The 13,384-nt window shown below is 56.7% G+C and carries 13 protein-coding genes; 1 reads left to right on the top strand and 12 read right to left on the bottom strand.

Going from position 1 to position 13,384, the window contains the following annotated elements; translation table 11 throughout:
- Positions 1-178 precede the first annotated feature (178 nt).
- From argT to pdxB, 11 genes are all read right to left on the bottom strand, one after another.
- A complete protein-coding gene (argT, locus tag ACOTY5_RS16800; protein WP_015572255.1) occupies positions 179-961 on the bottom strand; it encodes a lysine/arginine/ornithine ABC transporter substrate-binding protein ArgT in 783 nt (260 codons plus the stop codon).
- 290 nt (positions 962-1,251) lie between these two features.
- On the bottom strand, positions 1,252-1,821 hold the full coding sequence (locus ACOTY5_RS16795; protein WP_015572254.1) for a UbiX family flavin prenyltransferase: 570 nt from the start codon (positions 1,819-1,821) through the stop codon (positions 1,252-1,254).
- A gap of 89 nt (positions 1,822-1,910) precedes the next feature.
- Positions 1,911-3,428: an amidophosphoribosyltransferase gene (gene purF / locus ACOTY5_RS16790; protein WP_006811407.1), complete on the bottom strand. Its 1,518-nt coding sequence runs from the start codon at positions 3,426-3,428 to the stop codon at positions 1,911-1,913.
- A gap of 33 nt (positions 3,429-3,461) precedes the next feature.
- The gene (gene cvpA, locus ACOTY5_RS16785) at positions 3,462-3,950 is read right to left on the bottom strand and encodes a colicin V production protein (RefSeq protein ID WP_000262116.1); all 489 of its coding nucleotides are present in this window, start codon (positions 3,948-3,950) and stop codon (positions 3,462-3,464) included.
- A 220-nt stretch (positions 3,951-4,170) separates the two neighbouring features.
- Positions 4,171-4,866: a cell division protein DedD gene (dedD, locus tag ACOTY5_RS16780; protein ID WP_017383444.1), complete on the bottom strand. Its 696-nt coding sequence runs from the start codon at positions 4,864-4,866 to the stop codon at positions 4,171-4,173.
- Positions 4,856-6,124 carry a bifunctional tetrahydrofolate synthase/dihydrofolate synthase gene (gene folC, locus ACOTY5_RS16775; RefSeq protein WP_017383445.1) on the bottom strand — a complete coding sequence of 423 codons (1,269 nt, stop codon included), beginning with the start codon at positions 6,122-6,124 and terminating at the stop codon, positions 4,856-4,858. The genes dedD and folC overlap by 11 nt, the downstream gene beginning before the upstream one ends.
- A gap of 70 nt (positions 6,125-6,194) precedes the next feature.
- Positions 6,195-7,100 carry an acetyl-CoA carboxylase, carboxyltransferase subunit beta gene (gene accD, locus ACOTY5_RS16770; RefSeq protein ID WP_014884667.1) on the bottom strand — a complete coding sequence of 302 codons (906 nt, stop codon included), beginning with the start codon at positions 7,098-7,100 and terminating at the stop codon, positions 6,195-6,197.
- A 154-nt stretch (positions 7,101-7,254) separates the two neighbouring features.
- A complete protein-coding gene (locus ACOTY5_RS16765; protein WP_003861406.1) occupies positions 7,255-7,914 on the bottom strand; it encodes a DedA family protein in 660 nt (219 codons plus the stop codon).
- A gap of 28 nt (positions 7,915-7,942) precedes the next feature.
- Positions 7,943-8,755, bottom strand: a complete 813-nt coding sequence (gene truA / locus ACOTY5_RS16760) for a tRNA pseudouridine(38-40) synthase TruA (protein WP_001286071.1) — start codon at positions 8,753-8,755, stop codon at positions 7,943-7,945.
- Entirely contained in the window at positions 8,755-9,768 is a 1,014-nt protein-coding gene (locus ACOTY5_RS16755) for an aspartate-semialdehyde dehydrogenase (protein WP_015572252.1), read from the bottom strand. Before ACOTY5_RS16755 ends, truA begins: the two co-directional genes overlap by 1 nt.
- A 66-nt stretch (positions 9,769-9,834) precedes the next feature.
- Positions 9,835-10,971, bottom strand: a complete 1,137-nt coding sequence (pdxB, locus tag ACOTY5_RS16750) for a 4-phosphoerythronate dehydrogenase PdxB (protein WP_045141720.1) — start codon at positions 10,969-10,971, stop codon at positions 9,835-9,837.
- Positions 10,972-11,082: 111 nt separating this feature from the next.
- Here pdxB and flk point away from each other — a divergent pair, with 111 nt between their 5' ends.
- The gene (flk, locus tag ACOTY5_RS16745; protein ID WP_045141721.1) at positions 11,083-12,087 is read left to right on the top strand and encodes a flagella biosynthesis regulator Flk; all 1,005 of its coding nucleotides are present in this window, start codon (positions 11,083-11,085) and stop codon (positions 12,085-12,087) included.
- An 87-nt stretch (positions 12,088-12,174) separates the two neighbouring features.
- On the opposite strand, the gene ACOTY5_RS16740 is transcribed toward flk, so the two are convergent.
- Positions 12,175-13,353 carry an MFS transporter gene (locus ACOTY5_RS16740; protein ID WP_062934025.1) on the bottom strand — a complete coding sequence of 393 codons (1,179 nt, stop codon included), beginning with the start codon at positions 13,351-13,353 and terminating at the stop codon, positions 12,175-12,177.
- Between the last annotated feature and the right edge of the window lie 31 nt (positions 13,354-13,384).

Genomic DNA, 13,384 nt, shown 5'->3' with positions numbered 1-13,384 from the left:
GTGTTGTTAATGTGCCATTAATCCCCTCATTCAGGCAAAGATTAATGCCTTTGAACGGGAATTTTTGCATTTTAAATGCTTAACTATGCACACAGCGATCCAGTATGGTGCATGTGTTGCACCATACTGGAACATAACCCCGTTAAGATGCACCACTTCAGTGCATCTTATTCAGGCATTAATCACCGTAGACGTTGAAATCGAAGTATTTCTTCGCCAGTTTGTCGTAGGTACCGTCTTTACGCAGCTCATTAAACGCTTTGTCGAAGGCGGCTTTCAGCTCGGTATCATCCTTACGCAGGCCAATACCGGTACCGTCGCCAAAGTATTTTTTGTCTTTTACCGACGGGCCAGCAAAGGCGTACTCTTTACCCGCAGGCTGTTTCAGGAAGCCTTCGCTCGCGGCGACTTCATCCTGAAACGCGGCATCCAGACGGCCTGCCGCCAGGTCAGAGTAGATCAGATCCTGGTTCTGGTAAGCCACAACATCGACGCCCTTCTCGCGCCAGTTAGCATTGGCGTAACCTTCCTGGGTCGAGCCCTGAAGCACGCCAACATGTTTGCCTTTCAGCGAGTCGATGGTCGGTTGGATTGGCGAGCCTTTCGCGGCAATCAGACGTGAGTCGGCAGCGTAGAGCTTCTCAGAGAAGGCGATCTCCTGCTGACGTTTTTCCGTGATGGAGAGAGAAGAGATAATGGCATCAATTTTCTTGGCTTTCAGCGACGGGATCAGTGCGTCAAAGTCACTGCCCACCCATGTGCATTTCACTTCCATGCGTTTGCACATCTCATTTCCCAGATCGATATCAAACCCCACGAAGTCGCCTTTCGCATCCTTGGAGGAGAATGGCGCGTAGGTTGCGTCTGTACCGATACGAACTGTCTGTGGAAGCGCTGCATAGCTACTTGCTGCTGCACTCAAGCCCACGAGCAAAGACAGAGCCAGAACCGTCTTCTTCATACATTTACCCTCAAGAACCGTGATTTTATTATGGTTTATGTTGTGTGTTGTGTTGCAGGCTGTTCTTGCAGGTCTTATGCCACATTATCGTCGGGTTAAAACTACGACGTTAAATATGTTAATAAAACGTTGCGATACTGCCTTAATGGTGAAAGATAGCAGGTCTGCCGAACGAACCGGAAAGAGAAAAAGGGAAAAAGCGAATTAAATGTCGAGGATATGATCGCGGTTGCAGTTTTGCCCTGAAACAGGGCAAATTGTCTTTTCATGCACCTTGTTTGTGCACAGCTTCACGCCCCCTGCCAGCGGGTAAAGAGATCTTCCGGCAGGTCGATATCGAACTGATCCAGTACGCGGTTAACGGTCTGGTTGATGACATCGTCCAGCGTTTGCGGACGATGATAGAACGCGGGGACCGGCGGCATAATCACGGCCCCCAGTTCGGCTGCCTGCGTCATTAAACGCAGATGTCCCAGGTGCAGCGGCGTTTCCCGCACGCAGAGCACCAGAGGACGACGCTCTTTCAGCACCACATCCGCTGCACGCGTCACCAGCGTGTCGGTATAGCTGTTTACAATGCCGGAAAGGGTTTTAATCGAACAGGGCAAAATAACCATGCCGGCCGTTTTAAACGAGCCCGAAGAGATGCTGGCGGCGATATCGCGGGCATCGTGGACAACGTCAGCCAGGGCCTGAACGTCGCGCAGAGAGAGATCGGTTTCAAGAGAGAGGGTCTGACGCGCCGCCTGGCTCATCACCAGATGGGTTTCTACGCCTGCAACGTCACGCAGCACCTGTAAAAGCCGGACGCCATAAATCGCGCCGCTGGCACCGCTGATCCCTACAATGAGTCGTTTCATGATTTTCGCCCTTGCTGATTTCAGGGCAGACTGTGCAGGATTTTACGGGGAGTTGCAAGTGAGGGCGAGCGCCCTCACCTGCATACGCATCAACCTTCGTTGTGCATCTCTAAGCTTTCGAGATCGTTTTGCAGCTGGACGGCTTTCGCATCGTCGTTACGCAGCGAATCCAGATAGTCGAGATACTGCTGGTCAACGTCTTTCGTTACGTAGATCCCATTGAATACCGAGCATTCGAACTGCTGAATATCCGGGTTCTCGGCGCGCACCGCGTCGATCAGATCGTTCAGATCCTGGAAAATCAGGCCGTCGGCACCGATGATCTGCCGAATTTCGTCTACTTCACGACCGTGAGCAATCAGCTCGTTAGCGGTTGGCATATCAATGCCATACACGTTCGGGAAGCGAATTTCCGGCGCTGCGGAGGCGAGATACACTTTCTTCGCCCCGGCCTCACGCGCCATCTCGATGATCTGCTCAGACGTCGTGCCGCGCACAATGGAGTCGTCCACCAGCAGCACGTTCTTGTCGCGGAACTCGGCACGGTTAGCGTTCAGCTTACGACGTACGGACTTACGACGCAGCTGCTGGCCCGGCATGATAAAAGTGCGGCCCACGTAGCGGTTTTTTACGAAGCCCTGACGGTACGGCTTGTCCAGAATACGGGCAATTTCCAGCGCGATATCACAGGAGGTTTCAGGGATTGGGATCACGACATCAATGTCGAGATCGTCCCACTCGCGGGCAATCTTCTCGCCCAGCTTCGTCCCCATGTTGACGCGCGCGCTGTAAACGGAAATCTTGTCGATGAACGAGTCCGGACGCGCGAAGTAAACGTATTCGAACAGGCACGGGTTGCTCACCGGGTTGTCGGCGCACTGACGGGTAAACAGCTGGCCCTTCTCAGTGATGTAGACCGCTTCGCCTGGCGCGACATCACGCAGGAATTCGAAGCCCAGAGTGTCCAGCGCCACGCTTTCGGAGGCAACCATGTACTCGGAACGGCCATCGCCGAGGTCACGTTTGCCGAGCACCAGCGGGCGAATGCCATTTGGATCGCGGAAGGCCACCATGCCATGACCGATGATCATCGCCACGCAAGCGTACGCGCCACGGATCAGGCGGTTAGTCGCGGCAACGGCGGCAAAAATGTTGTCTGCTTCCAGCGGATAATGGCGGAAGTTATCCAGTTCGCTGGCAAAGATATTGAGCAGGATTTCAGAATCAGAGGTGGTGTTAATGTGGCGACGTTTCTCTTCGAACAGCTTTTTACGCAGCTCGTGGGCGTTGGTCAGATTGCCATTGTGGGCAAGCGTGATGCCATACGGGGAGTTAACGTAAAAAGGCTGAGCCTCAGAGGCGCTGGAACTGCCAGCAGTAGGATAACGAACGTGACCGATCCCCATATTACCTTGCAGACGCTGCATATGGCGGGCTTCAAACACATCGTTTACCAGGCCATTCGCCTTGCGTAAACGGAAGCAGTTGTTTGCATCAATGGTGATGATACCCGCAGCATCCTGCCCACGGTGCTGAAGCACCGTTAACGCGTCATAAATCGACTGGTTTACCGGCATGAAACCGGCGATACCGACAATACCGCACATTCGTCTTTTCCTCGTTAAGCCACATCTCAGGGTTTATGCCCTGGGCAAGAAACTCGACGAGCTTTGCAGATAGTCAAAGAACCATCTGATAATGAAGCTGAACTCCGGAATGAGCTGCGATTTTTGCCAGTCTTCACTTTTGGAGAACCCGGTAAAGGTATCCAGGAAGAACAGGATCGCGGCCACAATGAGCACGCCTCGCAACGCGCCGAAACAGATGCCGAGTACCCTGTCCGTTCCTGACAGACCGGTTTTCTCGACCAGCTGACCTATCACGTAATTGACGATAGCGCCGACAATCAGCGTCGCGATAAACAGCACCGCGATGGCGATTCCGTTTCGGACCAGTTCATCTTCAAAGCCCGTGAACCAGACAGACAGGTAAGTGTAGTAATGACTGGCAACAAAGAAAGCACAACCCCAGGTTACCAGCGATAACGCTTCACGAACAAAGCCACGGATCAGGCTAACCAGACAGGAAAAACCAATCACCGCAATGATGGCGTAATCAATCCAGACCATATGTGTCCCACGATTAAACGCCCTGTCATCCAGTTCGGGGCGAATTCTAACAGAAAAAGAAAACGTTTGCGTAGGGATTTCCTTCCCACGCGTAAATAAAAAAGGCGCTGAAAAAATGCTCAACGCCACCGCACCTTTGACGTTTCTGTGAACGTCTGCCTCCCCCTCACCCCGGCCCTCTCCCTCAAGGGAGAGGGTTAGGGTGAGGGGGTAATTTCTATCAGTTTGCGCTGTAGTTCATCACCACACCGCTCAGGCCGGAGATTTGCTTCAGCTCGCCAAGCGAACCTTTGAGCTTATCTTTAGACGCATCCGGCCCGACGAGGATACGGGTAATTTTACCCTGTACCGGCGTGGTGGGTGAAGTATAAACACGGTATCCCGCGCCGCGCAGTTTACTCACGATCTCATTGACCTTATCTGCATTTTTCAACGCACCGAGCTGAACGACATAGGCTTTACCCGTAGGGGCGGCCTCCTGCTGGGTCTGTTTGGCCGGTGGCGGCGTTTCCGTTGCCGCAGCCAGCTGCTCGTCGGCTTTGTCACGCTGCGGTTTAGGCTGCGTTTTCTCTACCGGCTTCGGTTTTTCAACCGGTTTGGGTTGCTCTACCGGTACAGGATCGATTTCAACGTTGTTATTCGCGGCCAGACGCGACGGATCAAGAGACGGCGCGGCTGCATCACCTGCGCGCACCTCTTCCGCTGCACCTTCTGGCGGCTGGGCAGGCAGCGCCTGCGTTGCCGCTGGCAGCATATCGGGCTCGTCGCGATCGCCCGGTTTGGGTACCAGCGGAATGGCCGCAAATTCATCCTGGTAATGCTTTTTTTGCCCGTCGAGCAGTCCCGGGAGAATAATCACCCCGAGCGCGACCAGCACAATGGTTCCTGTTAAACGGTTCTGAAACTTACTCGCCACCGGTTCTCCCCGCGTCCATCACTTCCATGACATGTGCCACCGTGTGGAATGACCCACACACCAGCACGGTATCTTCTGGTTTAGCCTCCGCCATCGCGGCACGCCAGGCCGAAACCACACTGCTGTAGATTTCGCCTTTACCGAGATGTTCCATCAACTGCTCAGCAGTCGCGCCGCGCGGCCCTTCCAGAGGAGCACAATACCAGCTATCGACCACACTCTCCATGCAGGCCAGCGTGCCGCCGATATCTTTATCATGAAGCATACCGATAACCGCCAGCACGCGCCCGGTTTTTGGTAACGATTTGAGACGTCCTGCGAGGTACGCCGCCGCATGCGGGTTATGTGCAACATCCAGAATCAGACGCGGTGACTCACTCACAATCTGAAAACGTCCCGGTAACAGTGCGTTCTGAATGCCGTCGCGGATCGCCTGCTCACTTACCGCTAAGCCGCTGGCGCGCAGGGCTGCCAGCGCAGTCGCCGCGTTAGGCTGTGGCACCTGCGGCAGCGGCAGATTCTCCAGCACGCCCTGCGCATCGCTGAAGCGCCAGCCGTTGTCCTGCACCTCATACTGCCAGTCCACGCCGCGACGCAGCAGACGAGCGCCCTTCTCTTTCGCTACCTCAGCAATGGTGTGCGGCATGTCCGGTTCGCCTACCACGGCAGGCTTATTGGCCCGGAAAATACCGGCCTTCTCACGGCCAATGCTCTCGCGGTCCGGGCCCAGCCAGTCGGTGTGATCCAGCGCGATGCTGGTGACGACGGCGACATCCGCATCCACCATATTGGTGGCATCCAGACGCCCGCCCAATCCCACTTCCAGGATCACCACGTCCAGCTGCGCCTGCTTAAACAGCCACAGCGCCGACAGGGTGCCGTATTCGAAATAGGTTAATGAGGTTTCGCCGCGCGCAGCTTCGATAGCGGCAAACGACGCCGTATGGGCGGATTCCGCCAGCTCGGTGTTTTGCACGCGCACGCGCTCGGTATAACGCACCAGATGCGGCGAGCTGTAAACGCCAACCTTGTACCCCGCCGCCATCAGGACAGATTCCAGCGTGCGGCAGGTGGTGCCTTTACCGTTAGTGCCGGCCACGGTAAATACGAAAGGCGCGGGTTTCAACACGTCAAGACGCGCGGCAACCTGGCTTACGCGCTCAAGGCCCATGTCGATAGTTTTACTGTGCAGGTTTTCCAGATAAGAAAGCCACGCGGCCAGGGGCGACGTGGCTTGAGGAATGCTTTTATTTTCCATGATGCCCGGTTGTCATTAACGGTTTAGAAAGCAAAAGGGCAGCGCCATTCGGCCCTGCCCTTTTCAGTTATCAGGCCTCGGGTTCCTGATCCGGTACCACCACGCCTTCGCGCGGCTCGTCCGGGTTCGGCGCCGGCAGATTCATCAGCTTCGCCAGGACGCTTGCCAGTTTCAGGCGCATTTCCGGACGGCGGACGATCATGTCGATGGCGCCCTTCTCAATGAGGAACTCACTGCGCTGGAAGCCCGGCGGCAGTTTCTCACGTACGGTCTGCTCGATAACGCGAGGACCCGCAAAGCCGATCAGCGCTTTTGGCTCAGCGATGTTCAGGTCGCCCAGCATCGCGAAGCTTGCAGAAACGCCGCCCATGGTTGGATCGGTCAGTACCGAGATGTACGGCAGACCGCGCTCCTGCATTTTCGCCAGCGCCGCAGAGGTTTTCGCCATCTGCATCAGGGACATCAGCGCTTCCTGCATACGTGCGCCACCGGAGGCGGAGAAGCAGATCAGCGGGCAGTTGTCTTCCAGCGCCTGCTCAACGGCACGCACGAAGCGCGCGCCAACCACAGAGCCCATTGAGCCGCCCATAAAGGAGAACTCAAACGCGGCGGCAACCACCGGCATCTCGTGCAGGGTGCCTTTCATAACGATCAGCGCGTCTTTCTCGCCGGTCTCTTTCTGCGCAGAGGCCAGACGATCTTTGTATTTTTTGGAGTCGCGGAACTTAAGCACATCTTTTGGCTCCAGTTCGCTGCCCAGTTCTACCAGAGAACCTTCGTCCAGCAGGCTATGCAGGCGGTTGCGCGCCGACATACGCATATGGTGGTCACACTTCGGACACACCTCGAGATTGCGTTCCAGCTCTGCGCGATACAGAACCTGGCCGCAGCTATCACACTTCGTCCATACCCCTTCAGGAATGCTCGCTTTACGCGTTGGGGTAATGTTGCTTTTAATTCGTTCAATCCAGCTCATTGATAACCTTTCTGCCTGAACCTGGTCGTATGCCAGTTTTGCTGTAAGAGGCGAATAATGCCATTTTTGCCTCCAACAGACCATGAATGTTGCACATTAAAACATAACAGCCCGAAACTTTGGATAAAAAAGTGGTCGAACCGCCAGCGTGCATTTACTTCGCTTGCTTTGCCGCCGCGCGTTTGTGACGGATAATTTCGATGACGCCAGGCAGTACGGAAAGCACAATAATCGCTACAATCAGTAACTTAAGGTTTTCCTGAACCACCGGCAGATCGCCAAACAGGTAGCCTGCATAGGTGAACAGCAGCACCCACAGCAGCGCGCCCACCACGTTGTACATGGCAAAATGACGATAGGACATGTGACCCATTCCCGCCACAAACGGTGCAAATGTACGCACAATAGGCACAAAACGGGCAAGGATAATGGTCTTACCGCCATGGCGCTCATAGAACGCATGGGTCTTATCTAAATAACTGCGGCGGAAAATCTTCGAGTCCGGATTACTGAACAACCGCTCGCCAAACACCCGCCCGATGGTGTAATTGACCGCATCACCAACAATCGCGGCGATGATCATCAGGACCACCATCAGATGGACATTCAGGTCATTCGTTGGCAGTGCGGATAACGCGCCCGCCACGAACAGCAGTGAATCTCCCGGCAGGAACGGCGTAACCACAAGGCCGGTTTCACAGAACAGAATGAGGAACAGAATGGCGTACACCCAGACGCCGTACTGCGCGACCAGCTCCGCCAGGTGAACATCAATATGCAGGATGAAATCAATCAGAAAACGTATTACGTCCATATTGTCTAAGCCCTAATTGCACCTTTGTTTAGTCCGCTAAAAACAGCGGGCCCATTGGCGGTTTTGGCAGGTCGAACCGGTCCGGATAATCCACCGAAACCAGATACAGCCCTTCCGCTTTCGCCGTTGCTGCCGCAAGCGTTCTGTCCTTCGCTGCCAGCAGTTCTGCAATCCAGCTCTCCGGCTGGTGTCCGGCGCCCACTTCCATCAGGCTGCCTACAATATTCCGCACCATATGATGTACAAAGGCATTGGCTTTGATATCCACCACCACATACGCGCCATAACGACTGACGTTAATGTGCATGACGTTACGCCACGGCGTACGGGACTGACACTGCACCGCACGAAACGACGTAAAGTCATTCTCTCCAATCAGACACTGCGCCGCACGCTGCATACGTTCTGCATCCAGCGGTTCATAAAAATGCGTCACGCCCTGGCTTAACACCGCCGGGCGCAGGCGCTGGTTATAGATGACATAACGGTAGCGCCGCGCCGTCGCGCTGAAACGCGCGTGAAAATCATCCGGCACAGCTTTCACCCAACGCACGGCAATGTCACCAGGCAAATTCGCATTTACACCCAGCGTCCAGGCCGCGTCTTTGCGCACGGCGGTGGTGTCAAAATGCACCACCTGCCCCGTGCCGTGAACGCCGGCATCGGTGCGGCCCGCACAGAAGACGCTTATCGGTTCATTCGCCACCTGAGAGAGCGCTTTCTCCAGCTTCTCCTGGACGCTGCGCACCTCATTCTGCCGCTGCCAGCCATAGTATTTACTGCCATCGTATTCAATGCCGAGGGCAATTCTGTGGACCGGCTTTTGTTCCACATCTGACATCAGTACAGATACTCCTGCACCAGTTTTTCCGCGATTTTGACCGCCATCAGCGCGCCGCCAAAACGCACGTTGTCGGCAACGGACCAGAACTGCACCTGCTCCGGCATACCGTAATCGTTACGCACGCAGCCCACAGAGAGATGCGCGCTGCCGGTGGCGTCGCCCACCTGCGTCGGGAATTCGCTCTCTTCGGACAGGACAATGTCCTCACCGCGGCCAAACGCGTCGCGGGCTTCTTCAGCCGCCAGCGGACGCAGGGCTTCAAACCCGACCATCTGCGCGTGGCCGTAAAAGACCGGAGACTGCACGACATTCGCGGAGATCATCAGCCCGTCATCCTGCAAAATTTTGCGTGCTTCATCGACGATACGACGCTCTTCCCGCACCGAACCTTCACGATCCGGCAGCAGCGGCAGCATGTTGAACGCCAGCTGGCGGCCAAAGAAATCATCTTCGTCGATCGGGATACCGTTCAGCAGCTTCGCGCTCTGCCCTGCCAGTGCGTCTACGGCTTTTTTACCGTTAGCGGAGGCTGAAAGCAGGCTGGTCACGGAAATACGCGACAGGCCACCGTCGTCGATCAGCGGCTTCAGCGCGGTCAGCAACTGGCTGGTGAGACTGTTCGGTACTGCAATGATGTTGCGGTTGCGGTAGTCAGCCAGCACAAACGGGTTGACGTCCGGCACCACCAGCGGCACATCCGGCTCCAGGGAGAACAGGCCGCTCAGGTCGATCACCAGACAGCCTGAATTTGTCGCTTCTTCAATGTAAGACGCCGTGGCTTCCGCACCTGCGGCAAAAAACGCCAGCTGAGCCTGCGTCCAGTCAAACGCGGCGGCATCCTGCACCATCACGGATTTGCCGCCGAAACGCAGATGTTCTCCTGCGCTGTCGGTACGCGCCAGTGCGTAAATCTCACCCACCGGGAACTGACGCTCAGCAAGGGTTTCAAGCAGGGCTTCGCCCACGGCGCCAGTGGCACCCAAAATGGCAATGTTCCAGCCTTCAGACATGGTGGTTTACTCCAGAAATAAAAAGCGTCCCTGCCGGATCATCCGACAGGGAGCATTAAGAAGACATTAACGTGCCGGGTGGTGAACGGCGTTAAATCCCAGTTTATGCAGCAGCCCCGCCGCTGACGCGTCATCGCACATGACATACAGGGAAGACCACTCGCGGCGCTCAAGGTAATTTTTGCGCAGCTTGTCAAACTCACCCGGAATACCCGCCACGTTACGCAGCAGCGCGTCATCGCGGCGCACATCATACACCAAATGCACCAGTCTTTTCAGCGTTGCCTCATCCAGCGGGCCATGAAGGGTAATGCGGCCAAATTCCGGGGCGGGCAGCAGCGTATCCAGCGCCACCTGCTGCGGATGGCCGATAAAGGCGCTGTAAGCCTCAAACACCTGGGTTGTGCCACGCGCTTTGCCTTCAAGGGTATAACCCGCGATATGCGCGGTACCCACGTCCACCTTATTCAGCAAGGCGACGTTGAGATCCGGCTCTGGTTCCCAGACGTCCAGCACGACGCTAAGCTCTTGTCCTTCGTCGAGACATGCCAGCAGCGCCGCGTTATCCACCACCGGTCCCCGGCAGGCATTTATCAGAATAGTGCCAGCCTTCAGACGGCGGATCAGCTTTTCGTCGGCCAGGTGCAGAGTCTTGTACGGCCCCTCTTTAAAGAGCGGCGTATGGAAGGTGATGACGTCGCACTCGTCGACCAGCTCATCCAGCGTGCGGAAGTCGCCTTCATCGCCGTTATCCTTACGCGGCGGATCGCACAGCAGGGTGCGGATACCCCAGGCTTCCAGACGCTTTTGCAGACGTCCGCCCACGTTGCCCACCCCCACAATCCCGACGGTGCGGTCTTTCAGCGCAAAACCATCGCGCTCGGCCAGCATCAATAGCGAGGAGAAAACATATTCCACGACGGCAATGGCGTTACAGCCTGGCGCCGCGGAAAAACCAATCCCCGCCTGCTTAAGCCACTGGTCATCCACATGATCGGTCCCGGCCGTTGCCGTCCCGACAAATTTAACCCCTTTGCCGGTGAGCAGTGCCTCATTTACTTTGGTCACCGAGCGCACCATCAGGGCGTCTGCATCGTCCAGTTCGCTGACCGGAATCGGGCGACCAGGGACAGCCTTAACCTCACCCAGGCGGCTGAACAGCTCACGGGCGTAAGGCATATTTTCATCAACGAGGATTTTCACGTCTGAGTACCTGTTTGAGAGGAAGTAAACCTGCCAAGTGTGCCATAATCTCGCCGCCGGGCATATATCTCCGCCCGGTTACGCAGAGTTTGACTTTAAGGATTTTTGACGATGCAGCCCATTTCAGGTACGCCTCCGCGCCCTCCGGGTGAAGGCCCCGTAACGCCCAACACGCCAGGCGAACAACCGCTCTCCACGCAGCAACGCACCGTACTGGAGCGTCTGATCACGCGTCTTATTGCGTTAACCTCACAGCAAAACGCAGAGGTATGGGCCGGCGTTAAGCACGATTTGGGCGTCAGAAACGATGCGCCGCTACAGTCGCGCCATTTCCCTGCCGCCGAACAAAACCTTAACCAGCGTCTTACCAGCGCACAGCAGCAACATACTACCCGCCAGATTATCTCGCAGCTGACCGAGCTATTGGGCCAGGGGAATAATCGCCAGGCGGTGAGTGATTTTATCCGTCAACAGTACGGTCATACCGCCCTGAGCCAGCTTTCGCAAGAACAGCTGAAAACCGTGTTGACCCTGCTACAAAGCAATCAGCTTTCTATCCCGCAGCCGCAACAGCGCCCGTCTACAGAGCGGCCATTGCAGCCTGCGGAGCATAATACGCTCAAGCAGATGGTCACTAAGCTGGCTGCCGCTACCGGCGAACCCACAAAGCTTATCTGGCAATCCATGCTGGAACTTTCCGGTGTGAAAGCGGGCGAGATGATCCCGGCAAAACAGTTTACCCATCTGGTCACCTGGCTCCAGGCGCGTCAGACGCTCAGCACCCAGAGCGCCCCGACCCTGCACAGCGTACAGGCGGCGCTGAAACAACCGCTGGAACCGCACGAGTTCGATACGATCCGGGATTACGCTCAGCAGAGCTGGCAGGCTACGCCGCAAACGGTGCTGACCACCGCGCAGGTGCAGGATGTGCTCAATCAGATCTTCGTTCGCCGCGCCGAGCGGGAAGGCGGCGTGCCGGAGGTAAGAAACATTCAGCCGATCTACAACCCGCTGTTTGCCCCCGTAGTTGATACGTTCAAAACGCTTTCTGCCCGTCCGGGATTGATGTTTATCGCGTTGGTGATTGCGCTGGCGATTTTCTGGCTGGTTGCGTGAGGATTTGCCCGGTGGCGCTTCGCTTACCGGGCCTACAACGGCTCGAACAGTAGGCCGGGTAAGGCGAAGCCGCCACCCGGCAACATACTACCGCTTGCGAAACGCCACCAGCGTCACCACAATTCCCACCACCGCTGACACCGCACCGGCCAGGAAGACGGAAGGATAGCCAAACGACGTTGCAAGCAGCCCCGCCAGCGGCCCGGTGACCCCGTATGAGATATCCTGAAACGCCGCATAGCCGCCCAGCGCCGTGCCGCGCACCTGCGGAGCCACGCGCTTCACCACTTCAACGCCCAGCGCCGGGAAGATCAGCGAGCAGCCGCAGCCGGTTAACGCCGCACCCAGCAGCGCAACGGATGCAGAGGGCGCCTGCCAGAGCAGTACCAGACCCACGGTCTCAATGACAAGTGACGCCACGGCCACCTTCACGCCGCCAAAGCGATCCGGCATCCAGCCAAACAGCACGCGCATCAATACAAACGCGCCGCCAAAGGCCGTCAGCGTAAAGCCCGCCATCGCCCAGCCGCGGCTCATGAAATAGAGGGAGACAAAGGTACCAATAACCGCGAAGCCCACCCCCTGAAGCGCCAGCCCAAGCCCCGGCTGCCAGATTTGCCCCACCACGCTCCACAGCGAAGGACGCTCGCCTTTATGGGCGGGCACCTTACGCACCGAACCGTTAAACGCCCACGCCAGCAGCGGCAATACCATGGTGGTGCCTGCCAGCGCCGCAAAACCAAACTGGCTGTGGATCAGCAGCCCCAGCGGTGCGCCTGCCGCCAGCGCGCCGTAAATCGCCATCCCGTTCCAGGACATCACTTTTCCGGAACGCGCAGGCCCCACCAGCCCCATTCCCCAGGTAAGGGTGCCGGTCAGCAGCTGGCTTTCGCCAAAGCCGAGGATCAGACGCCCTGCCACCAGCAGCGCGAATTTATACGCTGCATCTATCGGCAACAGCGCCGCCAGCAGCCAGGCTCCCCCCGCAAGCCCGCAGGCAAACATGCCCTGCAACGCCGAGCGTTTTGCGCCGTACTGATCCGCCAGGCGACCAGCGTAGCCCCGGGTTAATACCGTCGCTAAAAACTGAATGCCCACCGCAATGCCGACCATGGTGTTGCCATAGCCCAGCTCCTGGTGAACGAACAAGGGGATCACCGGCAGCGGTAGGCCAACGGTCATATAGGTCAGAAACACCGCAAAGGCGATGCGGAAAAGGGAAAGGTTCCCGGAAGGAGCGCTCTTCCCAGGGGTAACAGCCTTCATGCATAACTCCGTGTTCAGGCATAAAAAAAGG

This window comes from Enterobacter cloacae complex sp. SHL018 (assembly GCF_049237905.1).
Classification (GTDB): domain Bacteria; phylum Pseudomonadota; class Gammaproteobacteria; order Enterobacterales; family Enterobacteriaceae; genus Enterobacter; species Enterobacter hormaechei_C.
This window is presented reverse-complemented; position numbering and strand designations above follow the sequence as displayed.

Excerpts from the sequence above, each read along its gene's own strand:
- argT (WP_015572255.1), bottom strand. The coding sequence starts at position 961 with ATGAAGAAGACGGTTCTGGCTCTGTCTTTGCTCGTGGGCTTGAGTGCA.
- ACOTY5_RS16795 (WP_015572254.1), bottom strand. The coding sequence starts at position 1,821 with ATGAAACGACTCATTGTAGGGATCAGCGGTGCCAGCGGCGCGATTTAT.
- purF (WP_006811407.1), bottom strand. The coding sequence starts at position 3,428 with ATGTGCGGTATTGTCGGTATCGCCGGTTTCATGCCGGTAAACCAGTCG.
- cvpA (WP_000262116.1), bottom strand. The coding sequence starts at position 3,950 with ATGGTCTGGATTGATTACGCCATCATTGCGGTGATTGGTTTTTCCTGT.
- folC (WP_017383445.1), bottom strand. The coding sequence starts at position 6,124 with ATGGAAAATAAAAGCATTCCTCAAGCCACGTCGCCCCTGGCCGCGTGG.
- accD (WP_014884667.1), bottom strand. The coding sequence starts at position 7,100 with ATGAGCTGGATTGAACGAATTAAAAGCAACATTACCCCAACGCGTAAA.
- ACOTY5_RS16765 (WP_003861406.1), bottom strand. The coding sequence starts at position 7,914 with ATGGACGTAATACGTTTTCTGATTGATTTCATCCTGCATATTGATGTT.
- truA (WP_001286071.1), bottom strand. The coding sequence starts at position 8,755 with ATGTCAGATGTGGAACAAAAGCCGGTCCACAGAATTGCCCTCGGCATT.
- ACOTY5_RS16755 (WP_015572252.1), bottom strand. The coding sequence starts at position 9,768 with ATGTCTGAAGGCTGGAACATTGCCATTTTGGGTGCCACTGGCGCCGTG.
- flk (WP_045141721.1), top strand. The coding sequence starts at position 11,083 with ATGCAGCCCATTTCAGGTACGCCTCCGCGCCCTCCGGGTGAAGGCCCC.
- ACOTY5_RS16740 (WP_062934025.1), bottom strand. The coding sequence starts at position 13,353 with ATGAAGGCTGTTACCCCTGGGAAGAGCGCTCCTTCCGGGAACCTTTCC.